At 45.7% G+C, this 15,446-nt stretch carries 10 protein-coding genes, 1 pseudogene and 1 riboswitch; of the genes and pseudogenes, 7 read left to right on the top strand and 4 right to left on the bottom strand.

Features of this window, described 5'->3' with window-relative positions; translation table 11 throughout:
- Nucleotides 1-2 precede the first annotated feature (2 nt).
- On the top strand, nucleotides 3-1,481 hold the full coding sequence (locus VP97_RS10465) for a glutamate synthase subunit beta (RefSeq protein ID WP_050181737.1): 1,479 nt from the start codon (nucleotides 3-5) through the stop codon (nucleotides 1,479-1,481).
- Between the two features lie 123 nt (nucleotides 1,482-1,604).
- Here VP97_RS10465 and VP97_RS10470 read toward each other — a convergent pair whose 3' ends face one another.
- Nucleotides 1,605-2,465: a LysR family transcriptional regulator gene (locus tag VP97_RS10470; RefSeq protein WP_050181738.1), complete on the bottom strand. Its 861-nt coding sequence runs from the start codon at nucleotides 2,463-2,465 to the stop codon at nucleotides 1,605-1,607.
- 244 nt (nucleotides 2,466-2,709) lie between these two features.
- Nucleotides 2,710-3,663 (bottom strand): ornithine carbamoyltransferase, encoded by a 954-nt coding sequence (gene argF / locus VP97_RS10475; protein ID WP_050181739.1) that lies wholly within the window; start codon nucleotides 3,661-3,663, stop codon nucleotides 2,710-2,712.
- A 154-nt stretch (nucleotides 3,664-3,817) separates the two neighbouring features.
- Between argF and VP97_RS10480 the strand changes: the two genes are divergently transcribed.
- Nucleotides 3,818-4,321, top strand: a complete 504-nt coding sequence (locus tag VP97_RS10480) for an acyl-CoA thioesterase (protein WP_050181740.1) — start codon at nucleotides 3,818-3,820, stop codon at nucleotides 4,319-4,321.
- A 195-nt stretch (nucleotides 4,322-4,516) separates the two neighbouring features.
- The gene (mreBH, locus tag VP97_RS10485; protein ID WP_050181741.1) at nucleotides 4,517-5,524 is read left to right on the top strand and encodes a rod-share determining protein MreBH; all 1,008 of its coding nucleotides are present in this window, start codon (nucleotides 4,517-4,519) and stop codon (nucleotides 5,522-5,524) included.
- A 102-nt stretch (nucleotides 5,525-5,626) separates the two neighbouring features.
- Here mreBH and VP97_RS10490 read toward each other — a convergent pair.
- A pseudogene (locus tag VP97_RS10490) lies at nucleotides 5,627-6,688 on the bottom strand (nitric oxide synthase oxygenase).
- Between the two features lie 118 nt (nucleotides 6,689-6,806).
- Between VP97_RS10490 and VP97_RS10495 the strand changes: the two are divergent.
- From VP97_RS10495 to metH, 4 genes are all read left to right on the top strand, one after another.
- On the top strand, nucleotides 6,807-7,082 hold the full coding sequence (locus VP97_RS10495; RefSeq protein ID WP_050181742.1) for an autorepressor SdpR family transcription factor: 276 nt from the start codon (nucleotides 6,807-6,809) through the stop codon (nucleotides 7,080-7,082).
- Nucleotides 7,079-7,711, top strand: coding sequence for an SdpI family protein (locus tag VP97_RS10500; protein WP_050181743.1), 633 nt, complete (start codon nucleotides 7,079-7,081; stop codon nucleotides 7,709-7,711). The genes VP97_RS10495 and VP97_RS10500 overlap by 4 nt, the downstream gene beginning before the upstream one ends.
- A gap of 88 nt (nucleotides 7,712-7,799) precedes the next feature.
- A riboswitch (SAM riboswitch) is annotated at nucleotides 7,800-7,905 on the top strand.
- An 86-nt stretch (nucleotides 7,906-7,991) separates the two neighbouring features.
- Nucleotides 7,992-9,851 carry a bifunctional homocysteine S-methyltransferase/methylenetetrahydrofolate reductase gene (locus VP97_RS10505; protein ID WP_050181744.1) on the top strand — a complete coding sequence of 620 codons (1,860 nt, stop codon included), beginning with the start codon at nucleotides 7,992-7,994 and terminating at the stop codon, nucleotides 9,849-9,851.
- Complete coding sequence (gene metH / locus VP97_RS10510) at nucleotides 9,832-13,275, top strand: methionine synthase (RefSeq protein ID WP_050181745.1); 3,444 nt, start codon at nucleotides 9,832-9,834, stop codon at nucleotides 13,273-13,275. Before VP97_RS10505 ends, metH begins: the two co-directional genes overlap by 20 nt.
- Nucleotides 13,276-13,345: 70 nt before the next feature.
- Here metH and VP97_RS10515 read toward each other — a convergent pair whose 3' ends face one another.
- A complete protein-coding gene (locus VP97_RS10515) occupies nucleotides 13,346-15,418 on the bottom strand; it encodes an MMPL family transporter (protein WP_050181746.1) in 2,073 nt (690 codons plus the stop codon).
- Nucleotides 15,419-15,446 lie beyond the last annotated feature (28 nt).

Genomic DNA, 15,446 nt, shown 5'->3' on the forward strand with positions numbered 1-15,446 from the left:
TGATGGGGAAAGCTACCGGTTTTATCGAATATGAACGTAAAACAGCTCCAGGGCGTAACCCGGCTGAACGGGTAAAAGACTGGAAAGAATATACGACAAAGCTTCCGGAAAAAGAACTACAAATTCAAGGAGCCCGCTGCATGGATTGCGGGACTCCTTTCTGCCACACTGGACAGATGATTGGAGGAACACCTTCTGGATGCCCTCTTTACAATTTGATTCCGGAATGGAATGACCTTGTATACCGAGGACGCTGGAAAGAAGCGCTGGATCGTCTGGTTAAAACAAATAACTTTCCAGAGTTTACGGGCCGTGTCTGCCCTGCTCCTTGTGAAGGATCGTGTACCGTTGCGATTACAGATCCTGCTGTCGCGATTAAATCAATCGAAAAAGCGATTATTGATAAAGGGTTTGAAGAAGGCTGGATTACTCCTAATCCGCCAAAACGCCGCACTGGCAAACGTGTAGCTGTCGTTGGCTCCGGCCCTGCCGGCCTTGCTGCAGCAGACCAGTTAAACAAAGCCGGCCATCTGGTAACAGTATTTGAGCGCGATGATCGGATCGGCGGTTTACTTATGTACGGTATTCCTTCTATGAAACTTGAAAAAGAAACGGTTGAACGCCGCGTTAACCTGCTCAAAAATGAAGGTATTGAATTTGTTGTAAACACAACGATCGGCCAAGATATTACAAAAGAACAGTTGAAAGAAGAATACGATGCAGTCATTCTTTGTGCGGGCGCGCAAACACATCGTGATATCGTAATTGAAGGCCGTGACTCAGAAGGTATTTATCTTGCGATGGATTATTTAACAAGAAGCATTAAAGGCTTGTTGAATGAGTCAGACGAAGGTGTAATCTCTGCAGAAGGCAAAAACGTTATCGTAATCGGCGGCGGCGACACAGGCGCTGACTGTGTGGCAACAGCGATTCGCCAGGGCGCTAAAAGCGTTGTTCAATTCGGCAAGCACGAAGCTCAGCCAATGAGACGCAGCGGAAACAACCCATGGCCTCAATATCCAAATGTATTTGAATTAGATTACGCGTACGCAGAGGCAGCCGCTGTTTATGGCGAAGACCCTCGTGAATACTTGATCGCGACAACTAAGTTTGTAGCCGATGAACATGGTAAACTAAAAGAACTTCACACCGTTCGTATGGAAAAAACGTATCTTGAAGACGGAAGCTATACAATGGAAGAAATTCCTGGCAGCGAACAGATCTGGCCGGTTGAGCTTGTGCTAGTTGCCATTGGCTTCAGCGGAACCGACATGCCACTTGCTTCCCACTTTGGTGTTGATACGTCAGCACGTAACACGGTGATTGCTAAATACGGAAAATACACAACAAACGAAGAAGGTATTTTTGCGGCCGGTGATATGCGCCGTGGACAAAGCCTTGTTGTTTGGGCGATTCATGAAGGACGCGAAGCTGCACGTGAAACAGACCGCTTCCTTATGGGCGAAACAAAGCTTCCTTAATCAGCTCTCCAAGCTGCCTCTTACCTAGAGGCAGCTTTTTTTCATATAGAATAAAGGGACCTTCTTTACACTGTCACAGCGATTATATGAGCCGTAAGTGCATAAAAAAAGAACCAGCTGCCGCTAGTCCCGTCTTAAATAATGTAAAAAGGTTTCTGCTGTTTTTGTCATAAAAGGAGCATCAGGAATAATCGCATAAAAATTACGCTCATAATACAAGTTTCCGCCGCCTACAATTTTTAGCTTTTCAAGCTCCAATTCGTTGCGAATCGTCCATTCAGATAACAGGGCTACTCCCAGCCCCGCTTCTACTGCTTCTTTAATAATCTGGGTGCTGCCGAATTCAAGAATTTTAGCGGGGCGAATACCATTTTTCGCTGCAAACCAGTCAAACGCTTCTCTTGTACCGGATCCCTGCTCTCTGACAATCCATGTTTCTTCATTTAAATGAACGCGCTTTTCACTGTTTTCTTTTTTCCCCTTGATCACGTACATTTTATCAGAAGCAATTTTTTCTGCGATCAGCTTGTCAGAAGCAACTGTCCCTTCTACAACGCCAAGATCAATTTCATTGTGAATGACTTTTTCAGCAATTTCCTGTGTATTCCCAATAGTAATATAAGGATCAACAGCAGGAAACTTATTGAGAAAATCCGCTACAATATGCGGAAGAATGTATTCGCCAAATGAATAGCTTGCGCCGACTGCCAGCTTCCCTTTTACTTCACCAGCCAAATCTTCTACTGCCTGCTTCATTTTATCATTTAACGTAGAAATTTCCCCGCCGTAATATGCAACCAGGCTGCCTGCTTTTGTTAAACGGATTTTTTTGTTTGTTCGGTCAATTAATTTGATGCCAAGTTCTTCTTCAAATGATTTAATATACTGGCTCACGGCCGGTTGTGTGATAAACAGCTCTTCTGCTGCCCTGGAAAAGTTCATATGCTTTACGACAGTTAAAAAAACTTTTAATTTTTGTTCCATATTCGCCCACCATTATACATGATTGCTTTTCTTTTTATATAGCTGCTTCTATTTTAGCACGATTGATGAGGGAAAAGGGGTTTCGTCTTTAAAGAACACAACAAAAAGCATTCAGGCATCCTCCAATGACACCTGAATGCTTTATTTTGTTTGAGTAAGGATCAGCTATTCTCCAATAACAGCTGAAAATAAGTATCTCGTTGCGTCCAGCCGTTCTCCAATAACCGCTGAACAAGAGATTTGTTTACTTTTTCATTAAACTGTACAAAACGGCTTTTTGAGCATGCATGCGGTTTTCAGCCTGCTGGAACACAACAGACGCTTCTCCGTCCATCACGCCGGCAGAAACTTCTTCTCCGCGATGCGCTGGCAGACAGTGCATAAATTTGCAATCTGCATTTGCCGCGGCAAGCAATGTTTCATTTACCTGGTATGGTGCAAAAGCTTTTAAGCGAAGAGCAGACTCTTCTTCCTGTCCCATACTGGTCCAAACATCTGTGTAAATAAAGTCGGCTCCCTGTACAGCTTCAACAGGGTCGTCTGTAAAGGTAACGACGGCGCCTGTTTGAGCCGCAATTTCCTTTGTTTTTTGAACGACTGTACTGTCTGCTTCGTACCCTTTTGGTGCTGCTAAAGCAAAGTCCATGCCCATCATTACAGCACCGATCATAAGAGAGTGAGCAACGTTATTGCCATCTCCAACATAAACCATTTTACTGCCTTTAAAACTTCCTTTATGCTCATATACCGTTAACAGATCAGCCAACGCCTGGCATGGATGATATAAGTCAGTCAGCCCGTTAATAACCGGAATGGACGCTGCTTCTGCCAGCGTTTCAATGCGGGCATGACCGTGCGTACGAATCATAATTCCATCCAGGTATCCTGATAATACTTTGCCTGTATCTTCAATGGTTTCACCGCGGCCAATTTGCAGCTGGTCTGAGCTTAAAAACATGCCATTGCCGCCAAGTTGAAGAATCGCTGCTTCAAATGAGACGCGCGTTCTAGTAGAATTTTTCTCGAAAATCATACCGAGAATCTGGCCTTTTAGAGCATCAAAATAAGCTTCTTTTCGTTTTTTCATATCGTCAGCCAGAACGATAAGCGCTTCTATTTCTTCTGCACTGAAATCAAGTAGTTTTAAGAAGTCTTTTCCTTTTAAATCGAGTTCTTTTACTTGTTCTATCGTGATCATAAAAGTCACCCCGACGTGCCGTCACCGTAAGTATATTTATATTTATACACTAATTAGAATTAAAATACAACCATTTTGCCAATTTTTTTTACTTTTCTTTCTTAAAACGGTCTCTTCATGTATACTCTTTACGGAAGGAAAAGGTGATATTAGAATGAGAAAAAAAACGCCCATGCAAGAAACAATCGCAGTAAAATCCGCTCAAGTATTTCCTCCGGATACCAATTACTATGGTACGCTGTTTGGCGGTAAATTAATGGCTCATATTGATGATGTTGCTTCTATTTCTGCCACCCGCTTTGCCCGCAACCCGACTGTCACGGCCTCTACAGACTCTGTTGATTTTATCCGGCCGATTAAAGTGGGCGATACGGTTACCTTAACGGCAATGGTTACGTACACAGGCCGTTCAAGTATGGAGGTTTTCGTCCGAGTAGTGGCTGAAAATCTCATTACGGGCGCCAAGGAAACAGCTGCTCTTTCTTTTTTAACCTTCGTTGCGATTGATCAAAATGGCAAACCAGTTGAAGTCGGTGAAGTTGTACCGGAAACCGAAGAAGAAAAATGGCTGTTTGAAACGGCACCTGCCCGGGCTGCGCACCGAAAGGCCAGAAAAGATCATAGTAAAGAACTAGCTTCCTTTTTTAAAAAAGCATGACCTTTGTACCCTCGTTTTCATGACAAAATTTAAGTTTTTGTGACAAGTACGCTCTTTTTTCTTGAAAGGGCGGCTTTTTTTCTTTACTGGAAATGTAACATAAAAAGATTCATCTTTTTGTCCCATGTACGGGGTGTTTCCCTTCTTCTTATAATAAGCGCAGGCGAAAAAATGCCGTTTGGAGGAATGAATACTATGTTGGGACAAGCTGAGATCGGAATTGATTTGGGCACAGCAAATTTGCTCGTTTACAGTAAAGACAAAGGCATTATTTTAAACGAACCTTCTGTTGTAGCCCTTGATATGAATACGAAAAAAGTACTTGCGGTTGGCACAGACGCCAAAGAAATGATCGGAAAAACTCCCGGGCGAATTACTGCTGTACGGCCAATGAAGGACGGCGTTATTGCGGACTTTGATGTGACTTCTGAAATGTTAAAAGAACTCATGAAAAAAGCTGGAAAAGCAGCCGGATTTACAATCCGCAAGCCGACTGTTGTGGTGTGCACACCATCTGGTGCTACTAGTGTAGAGCGCCGGGCAATTCAGGATGCGATCAAATCTAGCGGTGCCAAAACAGTGCATTTAATTGAAGAACCTGTCGCAGCCGCGATTGGTGCGGATCTGCCCGTAGAAGAGCCTATTGCAAATTTAATCGTTGATATTGGCGGCGGAACAACAGAGGTAGCAATTATTTCGTATGGCGGCGTTGTAACCTGTAATTCTATCCGCCTTGCCGGCGACAAACTTGACGAAGACATTATCCAATATATTCGCAAGGAATATAACTTGTTAATCGGCGAACGGACAGCGGAAAAAGTAAAAATGCAAATTGGCTATGCGCCGATTGAGCATAATGAATTGCATATGGATGTAAGAGGTCGTGATCTGGTAACCGGTCTGCCGAAAACAGTGAATGTCAGCTCTTTTGAAATTCAAAACGCCCTGCGTGAGTCACTGATGGCTATCCTGGAAACAATTCGTGTGACACTTGAATCCTCCCCGCCAGAATTGAGCGGCGATATCGTAGACCGTGGCGTTGTGATCAGCGGCGGTGGAGCGCTTTTAAACGGCCTTCAAGAGTGGCTTGCACAGGTAATCATTGTGCCTGTTCATTTGGCGCCGAACCCACTCGAATCTGTGGCGATCGGGACAGGCCGCTCGCTTCATGTAATGAAAAAACTTCAAAAAGTAACATCATAACCAAAACAGGCTGCCAAGAAGGGCAGCCTGTTTTAGTGTTTTAAAGGAATCGTTTTTGAGTGTGTCAGGTTAAAAAAATGATTTACCAGCTTTAGACTTCTATTAATAAGGAGCATTTTGATAAAAAAAGTTGGGTGATTGTACTGTCATACGATCGATGAAAAATGTGTGTAGATGCAGGAGACACAGGCGGGATTAGCCATGTCTAATCTCCCGTCGCTTTTCTGCCGGCCGCTTCTTCATTTTGCTCAAACACGTGATGCTCTCTGGCCACCGTATGATGATCAACAATGGTCACGACTGCCTGTTTGAATGAATGAAGAACTGCAACATTCAGCTCTACAAGAGCCCGCTTTCCATAAGGAAGAGGCATGCCGCGTATCCAGGCCAATCACTTTCGCTACAGCTGTCAGCCGATTATACCGTTTTTCATCCGCCAAATTACATGCTCCTATTTCTGTCCCCATATACCAGCCGTTAAATGGAGCAGCTGTATAATCAATCCCGCCGATCCCAAGCCGCATGTCTGAAATAACTGGAATCCGGTACCATTTCAGCTCCAATTTTTTAAAAGACGGAAGGTCTGGATGCGTAATGTCCACTTCGAACCTGCATTCTTTCGGAACACTCTGCCAGACGGGCGGTCTGCTTCCTATTTGAACAACCTACGGCAGCAAATCAAAGTCACCGCCCCGCCCCTGCCAGCCAAGCGACTCACATTTTTCGGTCAGTACATGGGAATGTGGGTCGCCAGTGTGCTCCATATCCTGCATATCGAAGCAGCTGGTGATTCCAGATTCGTATTTCTTGTTCTTGCTGGTCCGGACGAAAAACCGTAATCGCTGGACGAATTTTACCGCCGTTATGAGCAAAATCAATATGCCGCTCAAGCGCCCGGAATACATCCGTCTCTGATTGGGCGGCTCGTTCATCAAATACATGAAGCGTCTGCTAAAACAGCCGTCCAATGCAGCTGTTACTGTTTCGCCATGCCAGTCTCGCGCCGTACTCCAATTCTTCAAATGTATGCATGTATGTATCTGACTCCTTTATTTCACATTGAATCTGCTCCAGCTTCGCTTTCGCTTCCTCACCGGGTTGACCTGTTTCCTGATAAAAATCAATGATAAATTCTTTTGCTTTCTGCCACCTTGTTTTATCCATGCTTTCCTCCTCTTTTATAAAAAGTATATCAATGTATGGGCTGAATGACCTTGAACATTTCGTGTCGGCCTTGTATAATTTAGATAGTTAGACAATTATCTAAATAAGGAGGCTGCTTATGTCCGCCACACTTGTTTTTAAAGCGTTATCTGATCCTACCCGGCGGGCAATTATCGATTTGTTGAAGGAACGAGATAGAACAGCCGGGGACATTGCTGAACAGTTTCAAATGACAAAACCAAGTATTTCTCACCACCTTCATACACTGCAAAATGCCGGACTAGTTTTGTCTGAACGTAAGGGCCAGCACATTATTTATTCACTTAATACAACCGTTTTTCAGGATATTGTCGCCTGGATGCTGACGGTATCTGGAAAGGAGAAGGAAAAATGAAGAATCGTTTTTTTTGGATAATCGTATCGCTTGCTTTTTTGGCCAGTATTGCTGCCCTGCCCTCCCTGCCGGAGCAAATTGCAACCCATTGGGGGCCTGGCGGAGAAGCCGATGGCTATTCTTCAAAATGGTTTGGCGCCCTTTTCGGTCCCGCGATGATTCTTTTGATTGGCGGCCTTTTTAAGCTTCTTCCCAAAATAGATCCGCGCCGGCAAAATTATAGTAAGTTTCTAAGCAGCTACTCCATTATCGCCAATGCCTCACTGACTCTTATTTTCGTTATTCATCTCCTGCTGCTCACAAATGGGCTTGGCTATGAAGTGCACATGGATACCGCTGTTTCTCTTTTGATTGGCGCTCTTTTTATGATTATTGGAAACTACATGCCCCGTATGCGTCCCAGCTATTTTGTCGGCATCCGGACACCCTGGACGCTTGCAGACGATCGTATTTGGACCAAAACTCACCGTACCGGCGGATGGCTGTTTGTTGGAGGCGGGCTTGTGCTGATGGCATCGGCTCTTTTGCCGGCTGCTGTAAAAATACCGACACTGATTAGTGTAGTCATTTTGATTACCTCTATCCCCTATCTTCAGTCATATCTTTTATTCAAGAAAAGCCATCATTAACCAGTCCCGCTTAGTGAAAATTGTTCTTGACTGGATCGCATAGAGACGATATGATATTTTTAATTATTCTTGCAATTTTATAAACTCATTCTTATCAAGAGAAGCCGAGGGTACTGGCCCGATGACGCTTCAGCAACCAGCCGGAACGGTCAGGTGCTAAATCCAGCAGACTGAAACGGTCTGGAAGATGAGAAGGAACGGACAACACATACATGTTGAAAAGCCTTCTTGCCATTTAGGAAGGCTTTTTTTATTTTATTAGGAGAAAGGATGCTACGCCATGACACTGCTCGACAAGTTGAAAACAAGCGTGCTGACTGCCGACGGAGCAATGGGTACCCTGTTGTACTCTTATGGAATTGATTTTTGCTATGAAGAATTGAACACGGAAAAGCCGGAAGTCATTGAAAAAATCCACAGTGACTACATTCAAGCCGGAGCGGATGTTATTCAAACGAATACATATGGCGCGAATACCCTAAAGCTTTCCCGGTATGGAATGGAAAACCGTGTACAGGAGTTGAACGAAGCGGCGCTGCGTATTGCGAAACGGGCGGCGGCTCCGGGCGGCCAGTTTGTCCTTGGCACAATCGGCGGCATTCGCGGCATCCGGAAAAGTACAGCGACCAACGATGAAATTCTCGCTTCTGTACGTGAGCAGGCTGAAAGCTTATTAGCCGGAGACCCGGACGGACTTCTGCTTGAAACCTATTATGATTTTGAGGAACTGACCGCTTCTGTAAAGCTTCTTCGTCAAATGAGCAATGTGCCGATCATTGCCCAAGTATCTATGCACGAGCCAGGTGTTCTGCAAAATGGATTAACTTTAAATAATGCTCTTTCTCAGCTTGAAGGCATCGGAGCGGATGTGGTTGGTGTCAACTGCCGTCTTGGTCCCTACCATACGATTCAGGCGTTTGAAGAAGTGATACTTCCAGGTAAAGCTTTTCTTTCCGCTTATCCGAATGCGAGCCTGCTAGATGTAGAAGACGGCCGGATTGTTTACGAATCAGAAGCCGACTATTTCGGACGGGCGGCCGTTCTTCTTCGCAATGAAGGGGTCCGCTTGATCGGCGGCTGCTGCGGCACAACGCCGAAGCATATTGAAGCGGCGAAAAAACGCCTTGCCGGTCTTCCTCCTTTGAAGGAGAAAAAAGTTCAAGCGAAAAAACCCATTGTTATTCAAGAAGCGGCTCCGGTAACAGATGTCTCTATTTGTGAAAAAGCGAAAACAGAGCGCACCATTATCGTTGAGCTTGATACACCAAAAACACTCGTAGCGGACAAGTTTATTGAAGGGGCCAACGCACTTTATGCGACAGGCATTGATGCTGTCACAATGGCGGATAATTCACTTGCTTCTCCACGTGTCAGCAACATGGCGATGGGAGCTACGTTAAAAATGAAGCATGATGTCCGCTCCCTCGTTCACATTACATGCCGTGACCGCAATTTAATCGGTCTGCAGTCCCACCTGATGGGTCTCGATGCGCTCGGCCTTCATGACGTGCTGGCGATTACAGGTGATCCGACAAAAGTCGGCGACTTCCCTGGTGCGACCAGTGTATACGATGTTTCAAGCCTGGAGCTCATTCAGCTTATTAAACAATTAAACGAAGGCATTTCTTTTTCCGGAAAGCCACTGAAAAAGAAAGCCAACTTCTCGGTTGCCGCTGCGTTTAACCCGAACGTCCGTGTACTGGACCGTGCTGTTAAGCGGATGGAGAGAAAAATTGAATGTGGTGCAGACTACTTTATTACACAGCCGGTGTTTACAAAAGAAAAAATTGTTGAAGTGTATGAGGCAACCAAGCACTTATCAACACCGGTATTTATCGGTATTATGCCGCTGACCAATATGCGGAACGCCGAATTTTTACATCATGAAGTGCCGGGAATCAAGCTGTCGGACGAAACGCTTGAACGTATGCGTGCCTGCGGTGAAGACCGCGAAGCATCTGCAAAAGAAGGTGTTCAAATTGCCAAGGAACTGATTGAGACAGCAGCCGGCTTGTTTAATGGCTTGTACTTGATTACGCCATTTTTACGCTACGACATGTCGATTGAACTGATTCACTTTATAAAAGCACTTGATGCACAGAAAGAAAGCGGGGCTGTTTATGACCACACATCTCATTGAACAAGAGCTGAAAAAGCGCATCCTCCTCATTGATGGTGCAATGGGGACGATGCTTCAAAATGCGAATTTAACACCGGAGGACTTTGGTGGCGAAGAGTACGATGGCTGCAATGAAAATCTTGTCCTGACAAGACCGGACGTAATCGAACGGATTCACCGAGAATATTTAGAAGCAGGCGCTGATATTATTGCCACGAATACATTCGGAGGCACTCCGGTCGTATTAGATGAGTACGATCTCGGTGATCAAGCATATGAAATCAACCTGCGCGCCGTACAAATCGCCCGGAAAGTCGTAGACGAATTTTCAACGCCGGACTGGCCCCGCTTTGTTGCCGGCGCAATAGGACCGACAACGAAAACATTATCTGTCACCGGCGGCATTACCTTTGATGCGCTCGTTGATAACTTTGAGCTGCAGGCAAAAGCGCTGATTGAAGGTGGCGCTGATTTGATCCTGATGGAAACGAGCCAGGACATGCTGAATGTAAAAGCGGGCACCCTTGGTATCCGCCGCGCCTTTGAGGCAGCAGGTGTCGAGCTTCCGGTGATGATTTCAGGCACGATCGAACCAATGGGTACGACGCTTGCCGGGCAGAACATTGAAGCTTTTTACATTTCCATCGAGCATATTAAGCCCCTTTCTGTCGGCTTAAATTGCGCTACTGGCCCTGAGTTTATGACCGATCATATTCGTTCTCTATCGGACCTTGCGACAAGCTATGTAAGCTGCTATCCAAACGCCGGTCTTCCCGATGAAGAAGGACATTATCATGAGTCACCAGACTCACTGGCGCAAAAATTGTCAGCATTTGCTGATAAAGGCTGGCTGAATATTGTCGGCGGCTGCTGCGGTACAACACCTGAACATATCCGGGTTATGCGGGAAGCGGTCAAGGACAAACAGCCGCGTATATCGCCTGAGCATCCACACGGACATGCGGTTTCGGGCATCGAACCGCTTTTGTATGACGACTCTATGCGTCCCCTTTTCATTGGAGAGCGCACAAACGTCATTGGCTCTCGTAAATTTAAGCGATTGATTGTCGAGGGCAAATTTGAGGAAGCATCCGAAATTGCACGGGCTCAGGTAAAAGGTGGTGCCCATGTAATTGATATTTGCCTGGCCAATCCGGATCGTGAAGAGTTGGATGATATGAAAGCTTTTATGCAGGAGGTCGTTAAAAAAGTAAAAGTGCCTCTTGTCATCGACTCAACCGATGAAAAAGTCATTGAAGAAGCATTGAAATTTTCACAGGGTAAAGCCATTATTAACTCGATTAACTTAGAAGACGGTGAAGAACGCTTTGACGCGGTGATGCCGCTTGTGAAAAAGTATGGTGCGTCAGTAGTGGTTGGAACAATTGATGAAGAAGGAATGGCCGTTACACGCGAGCGCAAGCTGGAGATCGCCATTCGCTCACATGATTTGCTTGTAGAAAAATGGGGCCTTGCACCAGAGGATATTATTTTTGACCCACTTGTATTCCCTGTCGGCACGGGTGACGAGCAGTATATCGGCTCTGCTGTTGAAACCATTGAGGGCATCCGGCTGATTAAAGAACGGCTGCCGAAGTGCTTAACCGTTCTTGGCGTGAGTAACGTCTCATTCGGCCTTCCTCCTGTCGGACGTGAAGTGCTGAATGCCGTGTACTTGTATCACTGTACACAGGCAGGCCTTGATTACGCGATTGTCAATACGGAAAAGCTCGAACGGTACGCATCAATTCCAGAAGAAGAAATCAAGCTGGCCGATGATTTGCTGTTTACAACAACGGATGAAACGCTCGCTGTATTCACCGACTTTTACCGGGACAAGAAAAAAGAGAAGAAAGAAGAGGATATTCCTAAAACCGTGCCAGAGCGCTTGAGCTACTACGTCGTTGAAGGCACAAAAGAAGGTCTTCTGCCTGACCTGGAAGCAGCACGTGGCATGTATGATGATCCGCTTGACATTATTAACGGTCCGCTCATGGAAGGAATGGCTGAAGTCGGCCGGCTGTTTAACGACAACCAGCTGATTGTCGCCGAGGTTCTGCAAAGTGCGGAAGTCATGAAAGCATCAGTTGCTTACCTGGAACAGTTTATGGAGAAAAAAGAAGACGACACCGGAAAAGGCAAAGTTATTTTGGCAACGGTCAAAGGTGATGTGCATGACATCGGTAAAAACCTCGTTGATATCATTTTAAGCAATAACGGATTTAAAGTGGTTGATGTCGGCATTAAAGTAACACCGCAGGCACTGATCGACGTAATTCGCAAAGAAAAGCCCGATATGGTCGGCCTGTCCGGTCTGCTGGTTAAATCTGCCCAGCAGATGGTGATTACTGCACAGGACTTTAAATCAGCGGATATTGATATCCCTATTTTAGTCGGTGGCGCCGCCCTGTCACGCCGGTTTACCGAAACGAAAATTTCTCCGGAATATACCGGTCCGGTTTTGTACGCCAAAGATGCGATGGACGGACTCAATATTGCCAATCGCCTGCAAAATGCCGAACAAAAAGTAATGCTTTTGCAGGAGCTTGAAGACAAAAAAGAAAAACGAAAAGCAGTTGAGGCGTACCGTGATGAACGAAAAGAGCAGGCTGTTGCCGTAGCACCGAAACCGGTAAAAACCGTTCGTGAAGACGTTCCTGTTTTTGTTCCTCGTGATACACGCCGCCGTGTGCTGAAAGACTATGCGATTTCACACTTGAAGCCGTATGTGAACATGCAGACCTTAATCGGCCATCACCTTGGCATGAAAGGCAATGTAAAAAAGCTCCTCGAGGAAAAAAATGAAAAAGCGGTTCAGCTTCATGAAACGGTAACAGGCTTTTTAAATGAAGGCATGTTAAAAACAGCTGCCGTGTATCAATTTTTCCCGGCCCAGTCTCAAGGTGACGATGTGATTGTGTACGACCCTGCTGATGGGAAAACAGAAATCGAACGTTTCACTTTCCCGCGTCAGGAAAAAGAGCCATTCCTCTGCCTGGCTGACTACGTAAAATCAGTCGAAAGCGGCGAAATGGATTATGTAGGCTTTTTCGTTGTAACTGCCGGCTTCGGTGTCCGGGATGCCGCGGTTAAACTGCGTGAGGAAGGCCGGTTTTTAGACAGCCATGCCCTTCAGTCCACGGCGCTTGAGCTGGCAGAAGGCTTTGCTGAACGAATTCACCAGGAAATGCGCGATCAATGGGGCTGCCCGGATCCTGTTGACTTTACAATGCGTGAACGATTCGCGGCCAAATACCAGGGCCAGCGCTTTTCATTCGGCTATCCAGCCTGTCCGAATCTTGAAGACCAGGAAAAGCTGTTTGGTCTGATTCATCCTGAAGAAATAGGCGTCCGTTTAACAGAGGGCTTTATGATGGAGCCGGAAGCTTCTGTTTCCGCCATCGTCTTTGCTCATCCAGACGCCCGTTACTTTAATGTTCATTAAATCAAAAAGCAGCCGCTGCGATAAGCAGGGCTGCTTTTTTAATCATTTCTCTTTAAAATTCGGCATGCTCTTACTTCTTTTTTTCAAAAAACAAAATCAATGATGGCAGCAAAAGCCCCCTTACAAAAAAGGTATCAATCAGAATACCAACTGCCACAATAAAACCAAATACAAACAGCACTTCAATTGGCTGTGTCATCAGCACGGCAAATGTTGCGGCCAAAATAATGCCGGCGGATGAAATAACACCGCCTGTTTTTGCTACCGCCCTTTCAACCGCTTCCTTCAACGAATGCTTTTTTCTCTCTTCCATGTAGCGTGAAATAAGAATGATATTATAATCAATGCCGAGCGCGACCAGGAACACAAACGAATACAGCGGTACTCTTGTACTAATTGCGTCGATGCCAAACAATGTATTCGTTAAAAACAGTCCCAGCCCAAGCGCTGATAGAAATGACAGCACAATGGTTCCTACCATGTAAAGCGGCATTTTCCAAGAACGTGTCAGTACAATGAGCAGCACAAAAAGCAGGACAATTTCAAGTGCCACAACGAGAATTAAATCCCGGTCATTTAGTTCCCGATCATCCAGCTTTTCAGCCGTTTCCCCGGCAAAAAACAGCTGGCCCTCTACGCCTGCCTCCTGGAGTATCTTTTGCTCACCCTCTCTTAAATCGGACAATGTATCAAGTGCTTCTTCGCTGTAAGGACTTGCTTTAAAGGCCAGCGATAGCTCGTGTGCATTTCCAGCTGCTTCAGATGTTTGCGGCACTGCTGAAACAATGCCCTCCTGTTCTTCCAGCTTTGCTGCTAAAACAGCCGGGTCTCCCTTTCCTTCATACACGACGGTTGCTGGCGACAAATCACCTGCCGAAAATTTATCATTAATAATGTTATAGCCGACAAGCGACGGCATATCATCCGGGAAGGATTTTAATGTATCAAATTCATATTTTATATTTAGCACGTTACATGCCGACACGATAAGAAACGCCAGTACAATTCCTCCGGAGAGCGCAGGCTTATTCGTTACAAAACGAGCTATGCTGCTCCACAGACCGCCTTTATTTCTTTTTTCTTCTCCCACTTTCGGTACCTTTGGCCAGAATGAGCGGCGGCCAAACAATTCAAATAGGGCTGGGACAAGTGTAATAGAGGCGATCATAATAACCGCCATTACGGTAGCAAACAGCGGCGCAAAGTTCTGATAATCACGAATATGGGCAAAAAACAGCACCAGCATAGCCGCAAGCACCGTACCTCCTGAGAAAAAAACCGGTTCTCCCGTTTCCCTCATCGCCCGCTTCATCGCATCAAATTTACTTTCATGATGCTGCAGCTCTTCACGAAAGCGCGCTAAAACAAATAATGAGTAGTCTGTTACGGCCGCAAACAGCAGAATGGTCATAATAGACAACGCCTGGCTGCTCATTTCAAGTCCAGCAGCTCCGTAAAGCCCTAAAATACGATCTGTTACTGCGTAGACAAGCCCTGAAGCCAGCAGGGGAATAAAAGCCAGCAAAGGGGAACGGTAAATAATGATCAGAAGCACTAAAATCAACACCACGGTTGACAGCAGCAGAACAATATCTGCTCTTGAAAACAGAGCAGTGGTGTCAGTGGCAATACCGGCTGGACCGGTTACATACACTTTATTGCCCGATTGCTCTCCGGCAATCTTTGTTATTTGTTCAATACGGGGTTCAAATTCTTCATTTGTAAAGCCTTCTTGAAATACGAACGGAATAGCAGCAGCGGATGCGTCTTGAGATAAAAATTCGGCCTGTGCCTGCGGTGGCAGCTGGGCAAATGGCGCAATGCTGGTAATGCCATCTACTTCCTTTTCGATTGAGGCCAGTGCTTCAGCAACCTTTTCCTCATTTACTTTTCCATTTTCCCGGTTAAATACGAGAATAGCTGGCGTGCCGCTGTCATTTGGAAAATACTCTTCCACCTTCTTTGCTGCTTGAATAGATGCTGCATCTTCCGGCAACGATTCAAATGAATCAGCTGTATAATCTCGTGCTGCCGGCGCAAACACGCTCAGCAGAACAATAGCCAGCAGCCAGACAGCCAGCACGGTCCACATTCCTTTTTTTGTTGCCACCCAATCCGTCAGCGGTTGGAGCGCTTTTTTCATGTCAGTTCCTCCTTAAGCAGCTATAATA

This window comes from Domibacillus robiginosus (assembly GCF_000966195.1).
Taxonomy (GTDB): domain Bacteria; phylum Bacillota; class Bacilli; order Bacillales; family Domibacillaceae; genus Domibacillus; species Domibacillus robiginosus.

Excerpts from the sequence above, each read along its gene's own strand:
- VP97_RS10465 (WP_050181737.1), top strand. The coding sequence starts at position 3 with ATGGGGAAAGCTACCGGTTTTATCGAATATGAACGTAAAACAGCTCCA.
- VP97_RS10470 (WP_050181738.1), bottom strand. The coding sequence starts at position 2,465 with ATGGAACAAAAATTAAAAGTTTTTTTAACTGTCGTAAAGCATATGAAC.
- argF (WP_050181739.1), bottom strand. The coding sequence starts at position 3,663 with ATGATCACGATAGAACAAGTAAAAGAACTCGATTTAAAAGGAAAAGAC.
- VP97_RS10480 (WP_050181740.1), top strand. The coding sequence starts at position 3,818 with ATGAGAAAAAAAACGCCCATGCAAGAAACAATCGCAGTAAAATCCGCT.
- mreBH (WP_050181741.1), top strand. The coding sequence starts at position 4,517 with ATGTTGGGACAAGCTGAGATCGGAATTGATTTGGGCACAGCAAATTTG.
- VP97_RS10495 (WP_050181742.1), top strand. The coding sequence starts at position 6,807 with ATGTCCGCCACACTTGTTTTTAAAGCGTTATCTGATCCTACCCGGCGG.
- VP97_RS10500 (WP_050181743.1), top strand. The coding sequence starts at position 7,079 with ATGAAGAATCGTTTTTTTTGGATAATCGTATCGCTTGCTTTTTTGGCC.
- VP97_RS10505 (WP_050181744.1), top strand. The coding sequence starts at position 7,992 with ATGACACTGCTCGACAAGTTGAAAACAAGCGTGCTGACTGCCGACGGA.
- metH (WP_050181745.1), top strand. The coding sequence starts at position 9,832 with ATGACCACACATCTCATTGAACAAGAGCTGAAAAAGCGCATCCTCCTC.
- VP97_RS10515 (WP_050181746.1), bottom strand. The coding sequence starts at position 15,418 with ATGAAAAAAGCGCTCCAACCGCTGACGGATTGGGTGGCAACAAAAAAA.